The organism is Haloarcula laminariae (genome assembly GCF_025457605.1).
Lineage (GTDB): Archaea > Halobacteriota > Halobacteria > Halobacteriales > Haloarculaceae > Haloarcula > Haloarcula laminariae.
In genome coordinates this window covers 1,650,035-1,664,282 of record NZ_JAMZFY010000001.1, presented here as the reverse complement: position 1 = coordinate 1,664,282, position 14,248 = coordinate 1,650,035, and the positions used below count along the sequence as shown (strand labels likewise).

18 protein-coding genes are annotated in these 14,248 nt (G+C 68.7%); 7 read left to right on the top strand and 11 right to left on the bottom strand.

Annotated features, from left to right (window positions below; all coding sequences use genetic code 11):
- The first annotated feature begins 65 nt into the window (after positions 1 to 65).
- From NJQ98_RS08525 to NJQ98_RS08515, 3 genes are all read left to right on the top strand, one after another.
- Complete coding sequence (locus NJQ98_RS08525; RefSeq protein WP_262177834.1) at positions 66 to 848, top strand: class I fructose-bisphosphate aldolase; 783 nt, start codon at positions 66 to 68, stop codon at positions 846 to 848.
- On the top strand, positions 849 to 1,958 hold the full coding sequence (locus NJQ98_RS08520; protein WP_262177832.1) for a hypothetical protein: 1,110 nt from the start codon (positions 849 to 851) through the stop codon (positions 1,956 to 1,958). It abuts the gene before it with no gap.
- 138 nt (positions 1,959 to 2,096) lie between these two features.
- Complete coding sequence (locus NJQ98_RS08515) at positions 2,097 to 2,951, top strand: eIF2B alpha/beta/delta subunit family protein (RefSeq protein WP_262177828.1); 855 nt, start codon at positions 2,097 to 2,099, stop codon at positions 2,949 to 2,951.
- On the opposite strand, the gene NJQ98_RS08510 is transcribed toward NJQ98_RS08515, so the two are convergent.
- Both NJQ98_RS08510 and NJQ98_RS08505 read right to left on the bottom strand, forming a co-directional pair.
- A complete protein-coding gene (locus tag NJQ98_RS08510; RefSeq protein ID WP_262177826.1) occupies positions 2,948 to 3,145 on the bottom strand; it encodes a DUF8106 domain-containing protein in 198 nt (65 codons plus the stop codon). The genes NJQ98_RS08515 and NJQ98_RS08510 overlap by 4 nt on opposite strands.
- A gap of 114 nt (positions 3,146 to 3,259) precedes the next feature.
- On the bottom strand, positions 3,260 to 4,006 hold the full coding sequence (locus tag NJQ98_RS08505; protein WP_262177825.1) for a proteasome assembly chaperone family protein: 747 nt from the start codon (positions 4,004 to 4,006) through the stop codon (positions 3,260 to 3,262).
- 77 nt (positions 4,007 to 4,083) lie between these two features.
- Here NJQ98_RS08505 and NJQ98_RS08500 point away from each other — a divergent pair, with 77 nt between their 5' ends.
- Positions 4,084 to 5,115, top strand: coding sequence for a mechanosensitive ion channel family protein (locus NJQ98_RS08500; protein ID WP_262177823.1), 1,032 nt, complete (start codon positions 4,084 to 4,086; stop codon positions 5,113 to 5,115).
- Here NJQ98_RS08500 and NJQ98_RS08495 read toward each other — a convergent pair.
- Positions 5,088 to 5,528 (bottom strand): universal stress protein, encoded by a 441-nt coding sequence (locus tag NJQ98_RS08495; RefSeq protein ID WP_262177822.1) that lies wholly within the window; start codon positions 5,526 to 5,528, stop codon positions 5,088 to 5,090. The two genes, NJQ98_RS08500 and NJQ98_RS08495, sit on opposite strands and share 28 nt — an antisense overlap.
- Positions 5,529 to 5,724: 196 nt before the next feature.
- On the opposite strand from NJQ98_RS08495, the gene tmcA reads away from it, so the two are divergent.
- A complete protein-coding gene (tmcA, locus tag NJQ98_RS08490; protein WP_262177820.1) occupies positions 5,725 to 7,953 on the top strand; it encodes a tRNA(Met) cytidine acetyltransferase TmcA in 2,229 nt (742 codons plus the stop codon).
- A gap of 7 nt (positions 7,954 to 7,960) precedes the next feature.
- Positions 7,961 to 8,449, top strand: a complete 489-nt coding sequence (locus NJQ98_RS08485; protein ID WP_262177819.1) for a DUF456 domain-containing protein — start codon at positions 7,961 to 7,963, stop codon at positions 8,447 to 8,449.
- A gap of 107 nt (positions 8,450 to 8,556) precedes the next feature.
- Here NJQ98_RS08485 and NJQ98_RS08480 read toward each other — a convergent pair whose 3' ends face one another.
- The 8 genes from NJQ98_RS08480 to NJQ98_RS08445 all read right to left on the bottom strand — a co-directional run bounded on the left by NJQ98_RS08480 (position 8,557) and on the right by NJQ98_RS08445 (position 13,154).
- The gene (locus tag NJQ98_RS08480) at positions 8,557 to 8,886 is read right to left on the bottom strand and encodes a 4Fe-4S dicluster domain-containing protein (protein ID WP_262177817.1); all 330 of its coding nucleotides are present in this window, start codon (positions 8,884 to 8,886) and stop codon (positions 8,557 to 8,559) included.
- A gap of 200 nt (positions 8,887 to 9,086) precedes the next feature.
- A complete protein-coding gene (locus tag NJQ98_RS08475; RefSeq protein ID WP_262177815.1) occupies positions 9,087 to 9,551 on the bottom strand; it encodes a pyridoxamine 5'-phosphate oxidase family protein in 465 nt (154 codons plus the stop codon).
- Positions 9,552 to 9,604: 53 nt separating this feature from the next.
- Entirely contained in the window at positions 9,605 to 10,393 is a 789-nt protein-coding gene (locus NJQ98_RS08470; protein WP_262177813.1) for a DUF5803 family protein, read from the bottom strand.
- A gap of 3 nt (positions 10,394 to 10,396) precedes the next feature.
- On the bottom strand, positions 10,397 to 11,071 hold the full coding sequence (locus NJQ98_RS08465; protein ID WP_262177812.1) for a DUF2110 family protein: 675 nt from the start codon (positions 11,069 to 11,071) through the stop codon (positions 10,397 to 10,399).
- Positions 11,071 to 11,595 carry a transcription factor E gene (gene tfe / locus NJQ98_RS08460; RefSeq protein ID WP_262177811.1) on the bottom strand — a complete coding sequence of 175 codons (525 nt, stop codon included), beginning with the start codon at positions 11,593 to 11,595 and terminating at the stop codon, positions 11,071 to 11,073. Before tfe ends, NJQ98_RS08465 begins: the two co-directional genes overlap by 1 nt.
- A gap of 119 nt (positions 11,596 to 11,714) precedes the next feature.
- Positions 11,715 to 11,903 (bottom strand): hypothetical protein, encoded by a 189-nt coding sequence (locus NJQ98_RS08455; protein ID WP_262177810.1) that lies wholly within the window; start codon positions 11,901 to 11,903, stop codon positions 11,715 to 11,717.
- Between the two features lie 28 nt (positions 11,904 to 11,931).
- Positions 11,932 to 12,486 carry a tRNA (cytidine(56)-2'-O)-methyltransferase gene (locus NJQ98_RS08450; RefSeq protein ID WP_262177809.1) on the bottom strand — a complete coding sequence of 185 codons (555 nt, stop codon included), beginning with the start codon at positions 12,484 to 12,486 and terminating at the stop codon, positions 11,932 to 11,934.
- Positions 12,483 to 13,154 (bottom strand): DsbA family protein, encoded by a 672-nt coding sequence (locus NJQ98_RS08445; RefSeq protein ID WP_262177807.1) that lies wholly within the window; start codon positions 13,152 to 13,154, stop codon positions 12,483 to 12,485. The genes NJQ98_RS08450 and NJQ98_RS08445 overlap by 4 nt, the downstream gene beginning before the upstream one ends.
- An 85-nt stretch (positions 13,155 to 13,239) precedes the next feature.
- Between NJQ98_RS08445 and NJQ98_RS08440 the strand changes: the two genes are divergently transcribed.
- Entirely contained in the window at positions 13,240 to 14,166 is a 927-nt protein-coding gene (locus NJQ98_RS08440; RefSeq protein WP_262177805.1) for an NAD-dependent epimerase/dehydratase family protein, read from the top strand.
- Positions 14,167 to 14,248 lie beyond the last annotated feature (82 nt).

Sequence of the window (14,248 nt, the reverse complement as noted above, 5' to 3'; positions counted from 1 at the left end):
ACACGAACGGGAGCGAAAACGCAGAACCGAAATCGGTTAATGTACCTTCTCGGTAGTTCACACCCATGCGACCCCTCGGAGACTCACCGCTCGTTCGCAACGACAAGACGCTTGTGCTGGCACACGACCACGGGATGGAGCACGGACCGAAACAGTTCTCGGGCGTTGAGGAGCGGCTCGACCCGAACCAGATCTTCGAGATGGCGACCCACGACGCCGTCACGGCCCTCGCAGTGGGGAAGGGGCTGACCGAGACGTACTATCCGAGCTACAAGGACGACGTGAATCTGCTGGCGAAGCTCAACGGCGGCTCCGACCTCTGGATGGGCGACCCCTACTCCGCGCACAACTGGACCGTCGACTACGCCGCCGAACTCGACGTCGACGCCATCGGCTACACCATCTACCCCGGCGTCAACAAGGAGCCGGAGATGTTCGAGGACTTCCGCCCGGTCCAGGAGTCCGCCCGCGAACACGACCTCCCCATCGCCATGTGGTCGTACCCGCGCGGCCAGGCGGTCAAGGAACACCGCAGCGAGGAGATTATCGCCTACGCGGCCCGGCTCGGCCTCGAACTTGGCGCCGACTTCACGAAGGTGAAATACCCCCGCAGCAAGGAGGCGATGGACTACGCCGTCCGCTCCGCCGCCGACAACCGCGTCCTCCTGTCGGGCGGGTCGAAGTCCTCAGACCGCGAGTTCCTCGAACTCGTCGAGGAGTGCATGGACGTCGGCGTCGCCGGCCTGGCCGTCGGCCGCAACGTCTGGCAGCGCGAGAACCCCTACGAGATGCTCGACATGCTCGAAGAGGTCGTCTTCGAGGGCGCGAGCGCCGACGACGTGCTGTAGATGGAGGGCGGGACACGGCGAGCCGCCGACACCGCCAGCGAGCAGCTTCCCGACGACATCGGCCCCCGTCGCGTCGTGTTCGGTTTCGACGGCTACCTCGACCGCGTCCGCGAGGTCGTCGCCGACCGCACCGACCCGACGAGCTACGAGCGGCTGCCACGGCTCGCGGACTTTCGCGACCGCCTCGACCGGTCGGTCGAGGCCGGAAGCTCGCTCTCCTACGAGTGGCTCGAAGACGGCCGCCGAACGGGGGGCCACACCTGCCACCTGGCGCGCGCCTTCGGCACCTGGGACTTCTCGCCGACGCTCGTCGGGATGTACGGCGACCCGGTCCGCGAGACGTTCGAGCGGGAGTTCGGCGACTACGACCTCGTCACGCTGGGCGAGCCCGGCGTCACCGACGCCGTCGAGTTCGACGACGGGAAGCTGATGCTGACCGAAATCGGCGACACGATGGCGCTCGACTGGGACGGCCTCGACGACCGCTTCGGTCACGACCGGCTCGTCGACCGCCTCGACGGCGCCGCGCTGCTGGGCGTGGGGTACTGGTCCGAGACGCCCAGAATCCCGACCGTGCTGACCGGTCTCCGGGACCGCTGGGCGGACATCGACGCCCCGCCCGAGACGGTGCTCGTCGACCCCGGCGACGTCCGGAAGCTCGACGCCGACCGACTGCGCTCGGGACGCGCGGCCATCGGCGAACTGACGGACGTGACGGACGTCGTCGTCTCGGCCAACCGCGCCGAGACGGACGTGCTGGCCGACGCCTACGCCGGCGAGGCCGACCGCGAGTTCGCGGCCGCCGCCGAGGCAGTCTTCGACGCGCTCGAACCGACGTGGTTCGTCGGCCACGGCATCGACCACTCGGTCGTCGTCACCGCTGACGGCACCGAGCGCGTCTCGGTCCCGGCGGTCGACGAACCGGAGATGACCACGAGCTCCGGCGACCACTTCAACGCCGGCCTCGCGCTGGCCCGCATCTCGGGGCTCGACCCCGCGGCCGCGGTCGTCGTCGGCAACGCCGTCGCCGGCCACTTCGTCCGCACCGCCGACCAGCCGTCGCTCGACGAGGTTCGCTCGTTCGTCGACGACTACATGGCGAAGTTCTGAGTCGCCGAGTGCTCGACTGACTCGGCGGGACTTCCCGACCGCCCGTCTCGACGGCGTCGGTGTTCCCGGGCGCACAACGGCCGCGGACTGCTAGCGGGCGAGGGGAAAACACATATCCACGCAGGTGCCATCTCCGGTATGATCGACGAGACAGTCGCGGAGATAGAGGAGATGCAGACCCACAGCTCCTCTGTCGTCGCGGTCAAGGCAGCGACGGCGCTGCGGGAACTGACCGACCGCGAGTTCCCGACCGTCGAGGAGTACGTCCGGACGCTGGAGCGAAACAGCCGCGCGCTGCGGCGGGCCAACCGGTCCCACGCGTCGTTGCACACCACCCAACAGGAGATAATCGACACCGTCACCGACGCCGACCCCGAGGACGTCTCGACGGCCAAGGGGCTGACCGTCGAGGCCATCGACCGCGTGGTCAGCGACGTGGAGGCCGCCAAGGACCGCGCCGCCCAGCGGGCGGCGGAAGAGCTCGCCGACGAAGACGTCCTCTTCACCCACGACTTCTCCACGACGGTGCTCGCGGCCATCGAGGCGGCGGTCGACGACGGCGCGTCCTTCGAGGTGTACGTCTCCGAGTCCCGGCCGCGGTATCTGGGCCGGAAGATGGCGCGGAAGCTCGGCGCCATGGACGAGGTCGAGGTGACGCTGCTGGTCGATGCGGCCTCGGGCCACTATCTCCCCGAGGCCGACCGGGTGGTCGTCGGCATCGACTGTATCGTCGACGAGACGCTGTACAACCGCATCGGCACGTATCCGCTGGCGGCGACGGCCGCCCGTGAGGACGTTCCCATGACAGCCATCGGCGGCGACTCGAAGTTCGTCGACGGCGCCTTCGCCTTCGAGAACGACGTCCGCTCCCCCTCGGAGGTCCATCGCGAACCGGCCGACGAGTTCACCGTCGGGAACCCGGCCTACGACGCGACGCCGCTGTCGCTACTGGACTCGATTATCACCGACAAAGAGATCCGCAAAGTGAGTTAGTTCCCGGGGCGGCTGCTGATTACCGTGTGACACCAGGGACACCGGTAAGCGTGTCCGTCGTCGGTCTGCTCTACGTTCCAGTCGCCGGTGACCGAGCTCTCGTGACCACAGGACGGGCAGAACAGCATCGTCTTCTGGCGGCTCTCCGGGGGCGGTGCGGTGGCGGTCGCGTTCGCGGGGACGGTGGAAGTCATCGTTTACTCGGAGGGGCCGAACAGTCAAATAAGTGTTGGCAGTCTGTTTAATTATTCACGTAGAATCCCCACATCGTGGGATAATAATCGATATATTTCGAGTGATAACCACACTCACATGTACATTCGGTCGTCCGGCATGGTCCGTTCGTCCGCCGCTTCGATGCGTTCGGCCAGGGCACGGTACTGTGCCTCGACGGTGGCGGCGAACGTCTCCAGCGGCCCCGTGTCCACGTCGAACTCGTGGGCCTCGGTCAGCGCTTCGAGCAGGCGAATCGCCGCAGCCGCGTCCGGCGCCTGGGGGTGGGCCGGCGTCGTGAACACCCCGACGGGTCGCTCGTCGTCGCCGATGCCGCCCGCCACCAGTTCGGCCGGGACGCCGTCGAGGAAGCCGTTCCCCATCGGCCGGATGTCGGTGTCGGCGAGGAAGCGGTCGCGGTAGTCCTCGGTCGCGATGTAGAAGGGGACGTGGTCGTCGGGGCCGTGGGCGACCGGGACGCCGGTGAGGACGGTGATACTCTCGGGGGCCAATCGGTCGGCGAGTCCGGCGAGGGCGTCCGCGACCCCGGCCGCCCCGTCGACGGGCACCATTCGCTCGCCGACCACCACGCCCAGCGAGCGCTCCTCGTCGACGTGGAGCCGCGTGTGGTGGCGCGGGACGCCCCCCTCGAAGGGCGTGATGCTGGGCGGGCCAGCGGCCACGAGGTGGCCCGCCTGTCGCATCTCCAGTTGGTCTGTGAGATAGTCCACGGCCGTGAGACCGGCCAGGCCGTACTCGGTGAAGCCGACGACGAGCGTATCGACGTCGACGGTGTCGTCGGTCACCTCGAACTGCGGTGTCTGACTGTCGGTAGTGGGCACGGACCGATGTTGGAGGGCCCACCGTTTGCCTTTTTCGAGGGGGAACGCTTTTCTCGCCGTGCCCACCACTGTGTTCCATGCATCCCGGTCACGTCTTGCTGTTGGGGCCTCTGCAGACCACGACATCGGCCGGGACCGGACAGCCGTCGGACCTGACCCAGACGCTCGTCTCGTGGCTCCCGTTCACTATCGACCCGTGGCTCGCCCGGGTGGTCACCACCGCCATCATCCTCGCGCTTGCGTGGGGCATCTCACGGCTCGTCGTCCGGCTGTTCGGTCGGCGCATCGCCCAGTGGTTCCGCCGGCCGAGTCTCACCCGGACGGCGCTTCGGGGCATCCGCGTCGCGGTCTACCTGCTCGCCCTCCTCTCGATTATGGGCGTCTGGGGGCTCCAAATCCGAGACATCGGGATATCGGTCGCCGTCTTCTCCGCGGTGGTCGGTGTCGTCGTCGCCCCCATCGTCGGGAGCTTCATCTCCGGGGTCTTCCTGCTCGCCGACCAGCCCTACGAGATCGGCGACATGGTGGAGTTGGCCGACCGTGACCAGCGCGGCTTCGTCGAGGACATCACGCTGCGACACACCAAGATATTCACCCTCGACAACTCGTTTCTGGTCATCCCGAACGGGACGATGCGGGACCGGGACGTCATCAACTACTCCGCCGAGGACCCCCGGACGCGGCTCTCGCTGGACGTGCTGGTCACCTACGAGAGCGACATCGACGAGGCCCGGAAGCTCATAGAGCGGGCGGCCCGGCAGGTCGACAACGTCATCGGCGGCGGCCCGGACATCCGCGTCGGCGCGGCCCGCTACCCCGCGGCGCCGACGGCCTACATCAACGAGTACGGCGACCACGGGGTCCTGCTGACGCTGCGCTACTGGGTGACTGAACCGTACAAACTGCTCGCGGCTCGCTCGAAGGTCCAGACCAATCTCGCCGGCCTGGTCGAGGACGCCGACGTGGAGTTCGCCTACCCGCACTCACACCTGCACTTCGACGAGACCAGCGGCGCGATGTCGGTCTCGATGGCCGACCAGCCGGCGGTGGAGACGGACGCGCGGTTCGACCCGGACGGGCCTCAGTCCTCCGACGCGGACGGCGAGTGACGCGGCGCCCCGGTGGGGCTGACGGTGACGATGTCACAGTCGAGCTCCTCGCGGAGGAACCGCTCGATGTCGGGGTCGTCGACGAGGCGACGTATCATCTTCCGCCAGCGGCTGGCCTGTTTCGTGCCGATGACGACCACGTCGGCCTCGTTCGCCGCGACCTCGTCGAGGATGGTCTCCTCGACGAGCATCCCCGACCTGACGATATACCGGCTCCGAGGGACGTGTCCGAACTGCTCCTCGACGGCCCGTTTCAGCGCCGCCCGCGACACGCGCGTGCTGTTCTGATAGAGGTTGACGTGGAGGACCGTGAGGTCGGCGTCTTCCTCCTCGGCTATCTTGATCGCCTCGGCCAGCGTCCGTCTGGAGTCTTTCGTCAGCGGATAGCGGACCGGGACCACGACCTGTGGCATTGCGCGGAGTTTCGATGCCGCGGGGTAAAACCCTAGCGACCCGGCTGTTACCGGTCGGTATCCGGGCTGTATCCGCCACTGAGAGCGGGGAATCCGTCGGGCTGTGGGCTCGACCGGGCTCCCCATCCCCCAAACGGCCCGGCGCGCCGTTCGTCGGTTCCGTCAGTTCAATACGCTCCCGGGATCCAGAACCGGTATGGAACTGGCCCGGGCGTTGCGCGCCGAGGCGGAGCGAGCCGACGAGCGTCGGGTGCTCGTCCTGGCCGGCGACCCGGACGCGACCCGGGACCGGGCGGCAGCGGCGCTCGGCGCCACCGACATCCCGGTCGACGACACCACGGTCCTGGGCCCCGAAGCGGTGCTCGGTTGCGAGCGCCACGAGCAGCGCCGCGCCGCCGAGTTGCTGGGTCGGACGCAGTCGGCCGTCGTCGTCGACGCCCACCGCGAGCTCAGGCCCAACGCCCTCGGAACCGCCGTGGGCGCCGTCGCGGGGGGCGGTCTGGTACTCCTGTTGACGCCGCCGCTCGACGAGTGGCCCGACCGCCGGGACGAGTTCGACGCCTCGCTCGCAGTGCCCCCCTTCGACCGCTCGGCCGTGACCGGACACTTCCGCCGTCGGCTGGTCGAGACCGTCCGCGCCCACCGCGGCGTCGCCGTCGTCGCCGTCGGCGAGAGCGACACCGTCGAGAAATCTGGCCTGACCGACCCGCCGCCACATCGCCCGCGGTCGGTGCCCGACCCCCCTGCCGACCACGCCTTCCCAGTCGCGACCTACGAGGCCTGTCGCAGCGCCGACCAGCGAGACGCCGTCCGCGCGCTCGAATCGCTCGCCTCGCCGGGCCACGCCGTTGTCGTGGAGGCCGACCGCGGCCGGGGCAAGTCAAGCGCCGCGGGGCTGGCCGCGGCGAACCTCGCCCGGGAGGGGCTGGACGTGCTGGTGACCGCCCCGCAGTACCGGAGCGCGGGGGAGCTTTTCACCCGGGCCGCGGGGCTGTTGGAGACGCTCGGTGGTACAGTCGAGCGGGACCGTGCGGACTCCCCACACCGGCTGACGGTCGCGGGAACGGGCGAGGCCGGCGATGGCCGCATCCGCTACGAGCCGCCGGCCAGCGCGGTCGACCTGCCCGACGACCCGGACGTCGTCCTCGTCGACGAGGCCGCGGCCCTGCCCGTCCGACGGCTCGAAGCGCTGCTCTCGGCGCCGTCGGTGGGCTTTACCACGACCGTCCACGGCTACGAGGGCGCCGGACGGGGCTTTTCGGTCCGGTTCCGCGACCGGCTCGACGACTGTGACCACGCCGTGACAGAGCTGTCGATGACCGCGCCAATCCGGTACGCCGACGCCGACCCCGTGGAGGTGTGGGCGTTCCGCGCCCTGCTGCTAGACGCCCGACCGCCGGTCGAGCCGCTGGTCACCGACGCGACGCCGGAGACGGTCACGTACCGGGGGCTCACGTCCGCGGAGCTACTCGCCGACGAACACCTGCTCCGGGAGGTATTCGGGCTGCTCGTGCTGGCCCACTACCGGACGGAGCCGACCGACCTCGCGCGGCTGCTGGACGCGCCGAACCTGACCGTGCGGGCGCTGACCCACCGGGGACACGTCGTCGCCGTGGCGCTGCTGGCTCGTGAGGGCGGGCTGTCCGCCGAGACGCGCGAGCGGATGTACGAGGGCGGGCGGGTCCGGGGGAACATGGTCCCCGACGTGCTGACCACACAGCTCCGGGACGGGGACGCCGGCGTTCCCGTCGGCCGGCGCGTCCTCCGCATCGCCACGCACGGCGCCGTCCGCTCGCGGGGGCTGGGCTCGCGGTTGCTGACCGAGGTCCGCCGGGAGTTCGCCGACAGCGTGGACTGGCTGGGCGTGGGGTTTGGCGCCACCCCCGAGCTCCTCGACTTCTGGCGGGAAAACGGCTACCGGACGTGTCACCTCTCGACCTCGCGAAACGACCGCAGCGGGGAGTACTCGGCGGTCATGCTCGACCCCTGTAGCGACGCCGGCCGCGAACTCGCGACCCGCCACGCCGGGTGGTTCTGTGACCGCATCGGCGCCACGCTGACCGACGCGCTGGCCGACGCCGACCCCGACGTGGTCCGGGCCGCGCTCGGGGCCGCCGACGCCGAGCCCAGCGCCGACCTCTCCGCCTGGGAGTGGCGCCTCGTCGCGGGCGTCCCCAGCGGCGCGTCAATCCTCGATACGAACCCGGCCCCGTTCCGACGGCTCGCGCTCCGACACCTCGTGGCGCCCGCCGACCCGTCGGCGCTATCGACCCGCGAGGAGCGCCTGCTCGTCCGGAAGGTGTTACAGGCCCGCCCCTGGCCGGCAGTCACGCGGGAGATGGGCTTCGTCTCCGAGCGCGAGTGCAAGCAGGCCCTCGCCGGATGCGTCGAAACGTTGACCAGCCTCTACGGCGAACCGTCGTAGACACGCGATGTTCCTCACTCTCGATACGGCGCTTGTGGTCCTCGCTTTCCTGTTGCTCGTCGCCGGCGTCGTCGGTAGCCTCGTCCCGCAGGTCCCCGGCGCGTTGCTCTCGCTCGCCGGCGTCTTCACCTACTGGTACGCCACCGGCGAGCCCGGGGCCGGCCTCCTCGCGGCGCTCGTCCTCATCGGCGTCCTGACGTGGGTCGTCGACTTCGCCGGCGGCGCACTCAGCGCCCGGGCCGGCGGGGCCTCGAACGCGACGGCGCTGCTCGCTGGCGTGGTCGGGCTGGTGCTGTTTTTCTTCACCGGGCCGCTCGTCATGATTCTCGGCGTCGCCGCGACCGTGTTCCTCGTCGAGTTCTACCGCCAGCAGGACGCCCGAAAGGGGGCCAAAGCGGCGCTGGTCACGACCGCCGGCATGCTGGCTTCGAGCGTCGCCCAGGCGCTGCTGACCGGCTCGATACTGCTCGCCGTACTCGGCGTCGCGCTGTTGTGACGGGACTGCGGTCGGGCTCGTAGTTTCGAAAAGGGCCGGAGTGCCGTTCTGTTCGGTCGGAACGCGTAGCCCTGCGAGCTAGTGCGTATCGGAGCCGTTGGTACCGGTCAGGTCCGGCTCTCCCGGCCGGGGTCGACGTCGATGGCGTCGACGGGGCAGACGTCCACACACAGCATACAGTCGATACACTGGTCCTCGTGGGTCGGGTCGGCCTTCATCTCGCTCTCGGGGTGGCCCGGCGTGTCCACCCACTCGAAGACGTCGACGGGACAGTCCTCCAGACAGGCGCCGTCGGCGAGACAGATATCGAAGTCGACGGCGACGTGGGTCCCGTGGATACCGAGCGTCTCGGGCTCCTCGACGGGTCCCCAGACATCGTGACCCTCGTGTTGTTCGACGACGTCACGATTCGTTTCGAACTCCGGGTCGATAGCCATACGCCCAGTTCCGGCCCGCGCGTACTTAACCCTTCGATGGGGTGAGAACGCGGCCGTCAGGCGGTCAGTCACGCCAGCGACGACGGGACGGCGCCGCGTCTGTCATAGGATTCCAGTGGCGGCTATCTCGCCCTGATGGCCGTACCAAACTGGAACACTGTGCCGCCGGGAACGCTTTTCCGAACAGACAGCCGCCGGTTTCAGTTCTCGTCCTCTCGCACTTCCAGCCCCCGCACCTCGTCGACCGCCAGACGCCAGACCGTTATCTCGTCGATACCGTCGGCCCGTTGGAAGTCCGTCGAGAACCAGGCGTTGTCGTCGAGCGTCTCGACGGCGTGGTCCCAGTCACCGCTCTCCCGGGCCAGCGCCCGCACGGTGCCCGTTACACCGATGGACTGCCAGTCGAAGCGGCCGTCGACGTCGGTCACGAGCAGGCGCGCCCGCTTCCCGTCCTCGACGAACTCGAACTTGGTGTTTTCCGGGCTGTCCTGGATGAGCGCGAGAAAGACGTCACCGCCGTCGTACCCGAACGAGACGGGGATGCTGTACGGTTCGTCGCCCTGGGCCAGCGAGAGGACGCCCCAGCCGGTGTCGGTCAGCAGCCGGTCGATGTCGCGCTCGTCCATCGGCGTCCCCATCCACTGCCCGTATGTCTCCGTCGGCATGGGCGAAACTACTACGCGAGATTACATAATACGTCGGTGACCGACAGCGGCTGTCAGCGCATTCCCGGCGGCGGGCCGTCGTCGTCGAAATCGTCCTCGTACTCCTCTTCGAGGTCGATGCCGGCCTCCTGTCGCCGGCGTCGCACCGCCTGGAGCTGGCGCCAGTAGTACAGCGTTCCGACCACGCCGACGACGGTGGCGATAGCCGCGAGCCCGCCGAAGATGTAGAGGTCACGCTCCAGGTAGAACCGCACCCGTATCGACTGCGAGTCGACCGGCTCGTCCCAGGTGACGGTCATCCGGTCGGTCGTCGCGTTCGTGTCGGTCTCGTAGTTGCCGGGCGTCACCTGCGAGAGCAGCGGGATGCCGACCCGGCGACCCGGCGGAAGCGTCACCTCGTAGGTGTAGCCGCTGGTGTACACCGGCGTCGCGAAGGACTTGCCCTGGCGCGGCGCGCTGTAGGCGACCTGGCCGCTGCTGTTGTCGGGGAGCTCGATGACGGTCGAGCTACCGGTCTGGCGGGCCGTCAGCGAGGAGTTCGCGGCGCTGATGACGGTCCCGTTGTCGAAGCGAAAGCGCAGCGCGCTGACCGGGACGCTCTCCTCGCGGCCGAGGTCGTCCCGGTTGTAGATGGTAAACGAGGAGTTGTCCGGGATGTCGTACACGGCACGGTAGGAGCTGCGATTCAGCGTTATCGAGGCGTTCGTCTCCGTCTCCCAGTCGTAGCTCGCGTTCTGGTTCAGCTGTTGCTCGTCGACCTCCTCGGGTCCGAAAATGCCGGTACAGCCGGCCAGAGCGACCAGCGCGAGCACGGCCAACAGAGCGAGATGGCGACGGTGCATGAGTCAGGGGACGACGGCGAGTAGTTCCGACGGCATGAACCGACCGATGTCGGCGAGCAGCCCCGGGCCGTCGGTGTCCGGGTTGCAGATGATGCTCATCTCCAGCAGACCGAGCCGCTCGACGGTGACGATGTCCTGGGCGTGGCCGGACTTGTTGACCGTCGCCCGCACCTCCGAGCGGGTCGCGCTGTTGGTGTTGACGCGGTCGTTCTCGCCCCGCGTCCACCCGTACAGCCGGTCGACTTCCTCGTCCGCCAGCCGGGGCTCGGGGCCGGCGACGAAGCGAAGCGGGAGATGCTGCACCAGCCCGAACCGCTTGCGTATCTGTTCGGGCGTCCCCTGCCCGAGGTCGAGGTTCTCGGCCGGAATCCGCACGTCGCCGGCGGGGCCGGCGTCAAGGACGAACCCGTCGTCGTCCCAGGAGTCGAGGGTGCCGACGTAGGTCTCGCCGGCCTCGTGGCTGGGCACGACCTCGCCGAACTCCTCACGGAGGACGTTCCGCGCGACGACGGCGTCGGGACCTTCGACGGTCACTACGGGGAAGTCGTCCTCGCGGTGGCCGATTTCGAACTCGACGTCGAGGTCGCCAAAGCGGTCGGTCACGAGCCCGCGCAGGCCGTCGAGTGCACGCTCCCGGGCGTCGCCCGTCACGTACACTTTCGCACCAAGGACGACCATCAGGCCTCAGCTTCCACGTTCAGTTCCGAGCGCAGTTGGTCGATACGCTCCTCCATGGCGGTCACGAGACGGGTGTTCTCCATCGTCTCGACCTGGTTGCCACACTCGGGGCACTCGAAGCCGAACTCCATGGCCTCGCCGAACTCGAAGCGGATGCCACAGTGTTCACAGAGGTAGAACTCGTTGTTGCGCTCGTACTCGCGCCGCTCCTCTAACCCCTCCAGAAGCCGGTACATCTCCTCCTCCAGCTGCTCGGGAATCTCGTCGTACTGGAACGTCCAGAGGTAGGTGAGCCACCCCGAGTCCTCGTCCCTGAGCCGGCGGTACGCCGCCAGGTCGTTCTCGTAGAGAATAAAGAGCGCGCGGCGAACGTCGTTCAGTTCGAGGCCCAGTTCCTCGGCCAGCTCCTCGTCGGTCACTTCGCCGTCCGGCGGCGCGGCGGCGACCGGCATCCCTTTCGGTCCGACCAGCTCGTGGAGGTACTTCTGTATGACGGGGTCCTCCAGCAGATCCTCAAAAGCCATTACGATGATATCGGTGAGTCACGGGGTTAAAACCTCCGGGTCGTTCGCGGAACCGACACCCCCTGGCTCGCGACTCCTCGGGTGTGCTCACCGTCGGCCCCGCTCGTGGCCCCGCTGCGCTACTCCGCCCACGGCCCGACGCCGGCGAACCGACCGACCAGCCAGCCGGCGGCCAGGGGCGCGACGACGGCCAGACAGGCCAGTCCGACCCACCGGGCCGGCGGCGGCTGGCTCGCCAGGTAGACCAGATAGACCGTTCCCAACACCGGCACGAGTCGGGACGAGGCTAGAAAATCGAGAAACGACATCTACCGACCCGGCGAGTGACGGGCGGGGTCAGTCCCCATCCTCGACCTCCTCCGGGTCGACGACTTTCTTGCCCGTCGCCATCGGGATGACGACCTGCTCCGGGTCGTCCCACTCGCGGTCGAGCTCACGGCCCCCGTACAGTCTGTCGAGGAAGACCGCGAGCGAGGCGATTTCGGAGTGGGGCTGGTTCGTCACGCCGACGTTGTAGTCGGCCCGTTCGTACACCTCGAAGGGGACCTTCTCGGCCCCGACGACGACGAGGAGCGGCTCGGACTGGTGAGCCTCGCCGATGTCGCCCTCCACGTCCTGAATCGGTTCGCCGTACATCGTCAGGTGGACCACGGTGCCATCGAACTCGCGGATGCGGCGCTTGGGTTCGTCGGTCGTCTCCACGTCGAAGGGGCCGCCAAACCGGTCCGTGATGTCGACGACGGTGTCGGCGCGACTGGCGGCCGCGCCGGCGAACACGATGCGGTCGGCCCCGAGCGCCCGCGCGGTCAGGCCGACGTGGGTAGTGATGCGCTCGTCCCGCCCGGGCCGGTGTCCCAACCGGAGGACCGTCACGTCCTGTGCGGAGTTCATTCGCCCATCGCCGATTCGATGGCGTCTTTCAGGGGCTCGTAGGCGATTTCCTGCCACTCGACCTGGCTCCCGTTGACGAAGACGGTCGGCGTCCCGGAGACCCCGCTGTCCAGGCCGCCCTGCTTGTCCGCGGTGACGGTCTCGCTGTATCGCTCCTCCGTCGCGGCCTGTCGGACGGTCTCGCCGTCGACGTCGACCTCCTCGGCCAGTGAGGCGTACCGGTCGGGGCCGAGGTTCGACTGGTCGCCAAAGAGCGACTCGCTGTACTCGAAGTACGCCTGCGAGCCGGCCTCGACCTGGACCGCGCGGGCGGCGCTTGCGGCCTGCCACGAGACCGTCTCGTCGACCGGAATCGGGAAGTCGTGGAACTCGTAGCGGATTCGCCCCGGTTCGAGGTACTCACTCGCCAGCTGGGGAAACACGTCGAGCGAGTAGGTCGCACAGTGCGGGCAGGCGTAGTCCTCGTAGGCGGCGACGGTCACGTCGGCCTCGGGGTCGCCGGCGACCGGCGAGGGGAGGGCCCCCTCCGTGTCCGGCGTGGTCGACTCGGCTATCGTCCCGATGCCCGGCGTCGGGGTCGAGTCGTCCCCGCCCGAGAGACAGCCCGCACTCCCTGTCGCCAGTGCGACGCTCCCCGCGATGAACGTCCGGCGGCTGAACCGTTGCATACCCTACGCTGGCCGGTGACGGTACTTAACCTCACTGTCATCCCCGTATCGCAACGCTATTTGAGCGCGGTGTCGCAGTGACGCTATGAACCTACAGGACAAGCGAATCGTCGTCACCGGGGGCGCCGGCTTCATCGGCTCGCACCTGGTCGACCGCCTGGGAGCCGACAACGACGTGCTGGTCGTCGACGACGGCTCGAACGGCAGGCGCGAGTGGGTCCACGGCGACGCCGAGTTCCTGGCCGGCGACCTCACCGACGAGGCGGTCGTGGCCGACGCCATCACCGCGGAGACGGACCTCGTCGTCCACCTGGCCGCCTCGAAGCTCGTCGACACGGACACGCCCCGGCGGCAGTTCGACGACAACAGCGAGATAACGTACAACGTCCTCGAACGGATGGACGCGGTCGGCGTGGACAGGCTCGTGTTCACGTCCTCCTCGACGGTGTACGGCGAGGCCCCGCGGCCGACACCGGAGGACTACGCGCCGCTGGAACCCATCAGCGTCTACGGCGCGACCAAGCTGGCCGAGGAGTCGCTGATTTCGACCTACGCCCACAGCCACGACCTCCAGTCGTGGGTGTTCCGCTTTGCCAACATTGTCGGCCCGCGACTGCGCGGCGCGGTCATCCCGGACTTCGTCGAGAAGCTCCGCGAGGACCCCGAGACGCTGACGATTCTGGGCGACGGCCGCCAGGAGAAGTCCTACATGCACGTCTCGGAGTGCATCGATGCGATGGTCTATGCGGTCGAACACGCCGACGGCGACCACAACGTCTTCAACCTCGGGACCAGGACGACGACCTCCGTCGACCGCATCGCCGACATCGTCGCCGACGAGATGGGCGTCGAGCCGGCGTACGAACACACCGGCGGCGACCGCGGCTGGACCGGCGACGTGCCCCGGATGCGGCTGTCCATCGAGAAGTTGGCCGGCCTGGGGTGGGAGCCGACCCAGTCCAGCGACGACGCGGTCCGGCAGTCGGCACGCGAACTCATCGACGAGCTCTGAGGGACGGGCAAGGCCCCGCGGCGGCATCGCGCCACGCTCGAGACCGCCCGTGACCGGTGGCTATTATACCCGCCGTCGCGGA

Bases quoted from the DNA above. Each gene is read 5' to 3' on its own strand.
- NJQ98_RS08525 (WP_262177834.1), top strand. From the start codon at position 66: ATGCGACCCCTCGGAGACTCACCGCTCGTTCGCAACGACAAGACGCTT.
- NJQ98_RS08520 (WP_262177832.1), top strand. From the start codon at position 849: ATGGAGGGCGGGACACGGCGAGCCGCCGACACCGCCAGCGAGCAGCTT.
- NJQ98_RS08515 (WP_262177828.1), top strand. From the start codon at position 2,097: ATGATCGACGAGACAGTCGCGGAGATAGAGGAGATGCAGACCCACAGC.
- NJQ98_RS08510 (WP_262177826.1), bottom strand. From the start codon at position 3,145: ATGACTTCCACCGTCCCCGCGAACGCGACCGCCACCGCACCGCCCCCG.
- NJQ98_RS08500 (WP_262177823.1), top strand. From the start codon at position 4,084: ATGCATCCCGGTCACGTCTTGCTGTTGGGGCCTCTGCAGACCACGACA.
- NJQ98_RS08495 (WP_262177822.1), bottom strand. From the start codon at position 5,528: ATGCCACAGGTCGTGGTCCCGGTCCGCTATCCGCTGACGAAAGACTCC.
- tmcA (WP_262177820.1), top strand. From the start codon at position 5,725: ATGGAACTGGCCCGGGCGTTGCGCGCCGAGGCGGAGCGAGCCGACGAG.
- NJQ98_RS08485 (WP_262177819.1), top strand. From the start codon at position 7,961: ATGTTCCTCACTCTCGATACGGCGCTTGTGGTCCTCGCTTTCCTGTTG.
- NJQ98_RS08480 (WP_262177817.1), bottom strand. From the start codon at position 8,886: ATGGCTATCGACCCGGAGTTCGAAACGAATCGTGACGTCGTCGAACAA.
- NJQ98_RS08475 (WP_262177815.1), bottom strand. From the start codon at position 9,551: ATGCCGACGGAGACATACGGGCAGTGGATGGGGACGCCGATGGACGAG.
- NJQ98_RS08470 (WP_262177813.1), bottom strand. From the start codon at position 10,393: ATGCACCGTCGCCATCTCGCTCTGTTGGCCGTGCTCGCGCTGGTCGCT.
- NJQ98_RS08465 (WP_262177812.1), bottom strand. From the start codon at position 11,071: ATGGTCGTCCTTGGTGCGAAAGTGTACGTGACGGGCGACGCCCGGGAG.
- tfe (WP_262177811.1), bottom strand. From the start codon at position 11,595: ATGGCTTTTGAGGATCTGCTGGAGGACCCCGTCATACAGAAGTACCTC.
- NJQ98_RS08455 (WP_262177810.1), bottom strand. From the start codon at position 11,903: ATGTCGTTTCTCGATTTTCTAGCCTCGTCCCGACTCGTGCCGGTGTTG.
- NJQ98_RS08450 (WP_262177809.1), bottom strand. From the start codon at position 12,486: ATGAACTCCGCACAGGACGTGACGGTCCTCCGGTTGGGACACCGGCCC.
- NJQ98_RS08445 (WP_262177807.1), bottom strand. From the start codon at position 13,154: ATGCAACGGTTCAGCCGCCGGACGTTCATCGCGGGGAGCGTCGCACTG.
- NJQ98_RS08440 (WP_262177805.1), top strand. From the start codon at position 13,240: ATGAACCTACAGGACAAGCGAATCGTCGTCACCGGGGGCGCCGGCTTC.